Here is a 6441-nt window from a genome sequence, read left to right as displayed (position 1 = left end):
GGTTGCCGATGGTGTACTGCGGGTGCAGCGACTGCATCGGGTCCTGGAAGACCATCGCGATGTCGTTGCCGCGCATCTGTCGCAGCTTCTTGTCGCTCACGGTCACCACGTTCTGCCCGGCCACCTCGATGGAACCGGTGATCTGGGCGCGGGTGCCCCGGTGCAGGCCCATCAGGGCCATCGAGGTCACGCTCTTGCCCGAACCCGACTCGCCCACGATGCCCAAGGCGCCACCGGCCGGGACCTGGAAGGACAGTCCCTTGACGGCGTGGACGTCTCCGTCCATCGTCGGGAACGTCACCCGCAGGTCGTCCACGCGCACGACTGCGTCGGAGGCAGCCGATCCGGTCGAGGCCATGTCACTTTTCCTTCGGTAGAGCTGGTCTGGTGTTCACGCTGACACGCGTCACGCGGTGATCCGCACCCGCGGGTCGACGACCGGGTACAGCAGGTCGACGATCAGGTTGCACACGACGATGAACACGGCGCCCAGGAGCGTAACGCCCAAGATCACGGGCAGGTCCTTGGAGATGATCGAGTCGATCGCGTAGGCGCCCACACCGTTCAGGGAGAACACCTTCTCGGTGAGGATCGCGCCGCCCAGGACCATCCCGATGTCCAGACCCAGGATGGTGAGGATCGGGGTCAGGGTGGGACGCAGGGCGTGCTTGAAGATCACCTTGCGCTCGCTCAGCCCTTTGGCCCGGGCCGTGCGGATGTAGTCCTCGCCGAGGGTCTCCAGCATGCCCGCGCGGGTCTGGCGTGCGTACTGGGCGGCGTGCAGGAACGCCAGGGTGATCCAGGGCAGGAGCATGACCTGGTACCAGCCGACGGGGTCCTCGCTGAAGGGGACGTAGCGCGACACCGGGAACAGGCCCCACTGGTGGACCAGGAAGGACAGGGCCAGCAGACCGGTGAAGTAGATGGGCAGGGACACGCCGATGAGGGCGGTTCCCATGGCCAGACGGTCGAAGATGCTGCCCTTCTTGACCGCGGAGAGGACACCGACTGCGACGCCTCCTACGACCCAGATGACCGCGGCGCCCAGACCCAGGGACAGGGTGACCGGAAGGCGGTCGAGGATCTGGGGCAGCACCGGAGAGTTGGTGGTGAAGGAGTAGCCCAGGCAGGGGGCCGCGCACTCGACGGTCTCGCGGCCGAAGGTGAACTCCTGACCGAAGAGGATGCTGCGGATGAACTCGACGAACTGGACCGCGACCGGCTGGTTGAGACCCAGACGTTCCACGGTGGCGTCGAGCGCCTCCGGCGTGGGCGCCTTGCCCACGTACATCGCCGCCATACCGTGCGGGGTGACGCCGGCCCAACGGGGCAGGACATAGAAGATCCAGAAGGTCACCGCCGTGACGACGGTGAGGAGCAAGAGGCCCGCACCAAGGCGGCGGAGAATATAGTTCAGCATCGCGGTCGGCGGTCGGGGCACCCGAGGGATCACCTCGGATGCCCCGCCGCTTTCACCTGCCTTTTCGTACTAGTTCAGGCTGGTTTCGGGACCTACTCGCCCCGGTCCACACCCAGCGTCATGAAGTCGTACATCATGTACGCGGGCTGGTAGTAGGCGTTGGTGAGCTCGTCGGAGCGGTAGATCAGCGCCTTGTCGAAGACCACCGGCAAAATGGCGGCGTTCTCCATGACCAGGGTGTCGATCTGCCCGTAGATCAGGGCGCGCTCGTCCGGGTCCTCGGTGAGCAGGGCCTCGTCCCAGAGACCGTTGATCTCGGGGTCGTCGAGCTCGGAGGTGTTGAAGTTACCGGTCTCCATGATCGCGTCGCCGTGCGTGATCTTGGAGGCGAAGCCGTAACCGGTGGGCCAGTCCGGGCCCCAGCCGGAGACGCTCAGACCGATGTTGTTCTCACGGACGTAGTCCTGGGAACCGGCGTACTGACCGAAGAAGTCGGCGGCGGGGAAGGACTTGACCTCGACCTCGATGCCGACACGAGCCAGCGACTGCTGCAGCGCCTCGGCGGTCTGCACGTCCTCTTCACGCTCGGCGCGGACGGCGATGTTGGTCTTGAAGCCGTCTTCCTCGCCGCACTCCTCGAGCTTGGCCTCGGCGGCCTCCAGGTCGCCCTTTCCGTCCGTGGACGAGTACAGGTCCGACTCCGGGTCGGAACCCGGGATCGCCGGGGGCAGCAGGTTGGTGGCGATGTCGCCGCCCTCGGCGCCGCCCCAGGCGCGCCACATGCTGTCGCGGTCGGCCGCGTACATGATGGCCTGTCGGCAGGCCACGTCCTCGATGATCGGGAGGTGGATGTTCACGTAGCGCAGGGCGCCGGTGAACGGGTTGTCCAGGTTGTCCTGGATGGAATCGTCGTCCAGCAGACGGGACTTCATCGACGGGCCGACACCGGTACCGGTGAGGTCGACGTCGATCTCACCGTTGACCAGACGCTCGTCGATCTCGTCCTGGTTGACGCCGATCTCGACCTCGATGCGGTCCGGCAGAGCCGAACGGACGGGGTCGGTATCGGGGTCCCAGTGCTCGTTGCGCTCCAGGTTGAGCTTGACGCCGGGCTCGTAGTCGCCGTCGAACTTGTACGGACCCGAGGAGACCACGTGCTCCTGGTAGAGCTCACCGCGGTCGGCGTCGACCGGCACCGGGGCGGTCTGCGGCTGGGTCAGCACGTTCGGGAACTCGGAGAAGGAGTCCTTGAGGTGGAAGACCAGGGTGTGGTCGTCCGGGGTCTCGATGGAGTCGAAGCCCGCGAGCGGGTCCGAGCCCTCGTAGACGTTGTGGTCGTCCTGGTCCAGGTGGGCCGAGAAGTACTGCGGGCCCTCGGCGAACGTGCCGCCGTTGAAGTTGGAGCGCGCGATGCCGTACTTGATGTCCTCGGACGTGATCTCGGAACCGTCCTCGTACTTGAGGCCTTCCTTGATCTTGACGGTCCACTCGGTGAAGTCGTCGTTGGCCTCCGGCAGGTCCACCGCCATGTCGGGGATCAGGTCGGTGGCGGCTTCGCCCGGCTCCGGGTTGAAGGCCAAGAGCGTACGCGCGTAGTAACGGGAGAAGTTCCAGTTGAACGCGTAGTAGGTGTTGGCGGGGTCGGTGGAGTCGAAGTCACCGGCGATCGCGTACTTGAGCGTGCCACCGGTCGTCTCCGACGGGTTGACGACCTCCGTGGAGCCGAGGTCGAAACCACCCTCGGCGTCGGAGTCACCACCCGTGGCGGAGCCGCCGCAGGCGGACAGGAAGAGGGAGGCCGCCGCGCCGAGCGCGACGAAGCCAAGGGTACGTTTCCTCAAGGAACTACCTCTCTTGGGACCAGTGATGGGGATGGGTTGGACCCGCGGGTTGATCCACGTCCGTGCGGGGTGGTGCCGACCGCCCCGCACGAACGGGGATCAGTCCGAGGTTTTGGGATCGAAGGCGTCTCGAAGACCGTCGCCGAACAGGTTGAACGCGAGCACGGTGATGAAGATCGCCAGGCCGGGGAAGATGATGAAGTAGGGCGCCTGCTGGTAGAAGGGCACCGCCTCGGAGAGCATCTTGCCCCAGCTCGGGGTGGGCGGGTTGATACCGACGCCCAGGAAGCTCAGGGCCGCTTCGAACAGGATGTTCGTGGGGATCAGGAGTGTGGCGTAGACGATGATCGGCGTGATCAGGTTGGGCAGGATCTCCTTGAGGAGGATGTGCCTGTTGCCGGCCCCCAGGCTCTTGGCGGCCTCCACGAACTCCCGCTCGCGCAGGGCGAGGGTCTGGCCGCGAACGATGCGGGCGATGTAGGGCCAGTTGAAGAAGCCGATGATGAAGACGATGACGCCGATCCTGAGTCCGTTTCCGGTCAGTCCGAGGACGCCCTCCGGGATGACTCCGACCAGGGCGATGGCGAACAGCATCAACGGGAAGGCCAGGAAGATGTCCATGGAGCGGCTGATGACGGTGTCGACCCAGCCCCCCATGTAACCGGCGACGATGCCCAGGACGGTGCCCAGGGCGACGCAGACCAGGGTGGCCAGGAAAGCGACCAGCAGGGAGATCTGGGCACCGTAGAGGATACGGCTGAGCAGGTCTCGACCCGTGGTGGGCTCGACACCGAGGGGGTGCTCGGAGCTGATGCCGCCCCAGCGGTCGATGCCCGCCTCGGGGTTGTCGGGGTCCAGGTAGGGGATCCGTCGACTGGGATCGATCAGGTCCTGGTGGAACTGGGTGGGCGGATGACCGAACCACTTGGTCAACAGCGGCGCGAAGATCGCCGCCAGGATGAGCAGCACCACGACGACGCCGGAGACCATGGCGACCTTGTCGCGACGCAGACGCTGCCAGGCGATCTGCTTCAGGGACCGGTTGTCGGCGTCACTGCGACCTTGGGTGGCCGCCGCTGCGACGTCCACGGCGTCGGCGTTCTCTGCCGACTCAGGGACTTGCGAGGGCGCACTCATCAGGCCACCACTCTCCACTCTTGCGCTTCTGACCGAGAGGACAGAACCCACACGTGATCGCTCGGGGGGTCGACCCTGCGAGGTCTCACGGTGGGGCCGGTCGGTTCTCGACACTGGCTGGTTGGGCTTCACGCTCTGCGAGGAAGGAGGATCACCCACCTCGTCGGCGCCGGACAACGGGTCCTGGATCACTTAGTGATCTTGGACACTCAGTGGCCCGTTTTGCCCTGGATGTTACACAACGACCAATTTACTCGCCCACGACGAGCCCACCGTCCAAACCAAGTCCATGTGGCTAAATCGTAACCAAAGCTAACAATGGACCTACACAGAGACTAAAGCACACAAAGCGCGACTCATCCGATGATGGGGCCTGAACAGGGGCGATACCCCGCCACGACCCCCACACCATATGGGGAGGGGGCGAAGAAGGGAACGCATAGGCACGCGCTATGCGAGATGCTATGAATCAGTAAGTAATCGGATGAATCCGATAAGTAATCTTAAAGAAACGAAAAAGGCGGTCCCGCCTGAGCGGAACCGCCGTCGTCATGCCGGCGTGACCGGCGCTTTACCCCCTCCCGGGGGTGGGCACCTGTCGTTGGGGGTCACTCGATGCCGTGCTTGCGCAGCAACGCCTCGATCTCGTCGAAGTCCTCGTCGCCACCGGCCTTCTTCTGCTGTGGCGCCTTGACCTGACCGGCGGCGGGCTTGGCCGCACCGGCTGCGGGAGCGCCCTGCGCCCCGGCCGGCGCGCCCCCGCCCTCCGAGGCCTTGCCCTTGGCGCCGGGCTGCTTCACGCCGATCCCCCGCGCCTTCATGAACCCGGAGGCCACGTACAGGATCACCATCAGCGGCACCAACGCCACACCGGCCCACACGATCGGGTTGAACACCAGACCGGCCAGTACACCGAAGAGCCCGAGCACGAACTGCATGATGACGTTCATCAGGCCGAGCAGCCCCGCCACCAACGGGAGCATCGACCACGCCAGGCCGCGCAACCCGAAGGCGAGGCCCTTGCGTCGCCAAACGAAGAACGTGATGATCAGGCCCACCGCCGCGAGGGCCGCTCCCAAAGTGAGGCCGGACGTCATAGTCAGTGTCTCAGGCATAGGTCCAGTCTCCCATCCCGTGCCCGAACACACATCCGGCTCATCCCCTAGGGCGGGTCACCCGCCGGGCTTCCGGCGGATCCACGGCGTGCACGGGCACGACTTCTCCCCGAACCCCCACGCTACCGTGCCTGCCACGAACGTCCACGACCCGGGAGTTTCAGCGGTCGGCGACCAACGACTCCAGCCAGTCCAGATCGACCCCGACCAGGCTGTCGCGGAACACCACGCCCTCGCGGGGCGGGACGTCGATGTGGTTCGGAACGGCGATGGTCACGCATCCGGCGTCGGCGGCCGAGGTCACCCCCACCACCGAGTCCTCCACGGCCACACAACGCCTCGGGTCCACGCCCAGACGACGCGCGGCCCTGAGGTAGGGGTCGGGGTGGGGCTTGTTGGCCTCCACCTCGTCACCGGCGACCGAGTCGTCGAAGCTCTCCAGGCCGATTCCGCCGATGGCGGTGGCCACCAGCTCGCGTTCGGTGGAGGTCACCAACGCCACCGGAATACCGGCCTCCGACAGCATGGTGACCAGTTCCTTGGCTCCGGGCCGCAGCTCCGCACCCTGCTCAAGCTTGGCTCGGAAACGGTCGTAGAGCCGGTCGGCGACCTGCCTCGGGGTGAGGTCGGCCCCGGTCAACTCGATGATGTAACGCCCCACCGGAGTAGCGGCGTTGCCCACGTTGGCCAGGTGGTCCTGTTCGGTCCACACCCCGCCCAGTTCGGCGACCAGTTCCGCCTCCGACTCGTTCCACAGGTGTTCGCTCTCGATGAGGGTGCCGTCCATGTCCAGCAGGACCGCCTGCAGACGGCGGCCGGGCTCCTGGGCGGCGGGGCCTGGAAGTGACTCTGACAGTTCGGAACTCACGGTGCTCATTGGCTCTTCTCGACTCGTGGCCGTCGGACCCGACATGGGCGAAGGCCCCGC

General features: G+C 65.9%; 6 protein-coding genes. All 6 read right to left on the bottom strand.

The window, feature by feature from the left end; genetic code table 11:
• On the bottom strand, positions 1-358 hold a 358-nt coding region (locus K8V84_RS09095), incomplete at its 3' end, for an ATP-binding cassette domain-containing protein (protein ID WP_304072971.1).
• Positions 359-406: 48 nt separating this feature from the next.
• Positions 407-1420, bottom strand: coding sequence for an ABC transporter permease (locus K8V84_RS09090; RefSeq protein ID WP_304072968.1), 1014 nt, complete (start codon positions 1418-1420; stop codon positions 407-409).
• Positions 1421-1512: 92 nt separating this feature from the next.
• Complete coding sequence (locus K8V84_RS09085) at positions 1513-3261, bottom strand: ABC transporter substrate-binding protein (protein ID WP_304072965.1); 1749 nt, start codon at positions 3259-3261, stop codon at positions 1513-1515.
• A 99-nt stretch (positions 3262-3360) separates the two neighbouring features.
• A complete protein-coding gene (locus tag K8V84_RS09080; RefSeq protein ID WP_304072962.1) occupies positions 3361-4398 on the bottom strand; it encodes an ABC transporter permease in 1038 nt (345 codons plus the stop codon).
• Between the two features lie 608 nt (positions 4399-5006).
• Positions 5007-5513, bottom strand: a complete 507-nt coding sequence (locus K8V84_RS09075; RefSeq protein ID WP_304072959.1) for a cellulose synthase — start codon at positions 5511-5513, stop codon at positions 5007-5009.
• Positions 5514-5673: 160 nt separating this feature from the next.
• Entirely contained in the window at positions 5674-6390 is a 717-nt protein-coding gene (locus K8V84_RS09070) for an HAD family phosphatase (RefSeq protein WP_304072957.1), read from the bottom strand.
• Between the last annotated feature and the right edge of the window lie 51 nt (positions 6391-6441).

The sequence above is a fragment of the Nocardiopsis listeri genome, assembly GCF_020741345.1.
Classification (GTDB): domain Bacteria; phylum Actinomycetota; class Actinomycetes; order Streptosporangiales; family Streptosporangiaceae; genus Nocardiopsis; species Nocardiopsis listeri_A.
The sequence above is the reverse complement of the archived record's forward strand: the minus strand, read 5'-3'. Positions and strand labels throughout refer to the sequence as shown.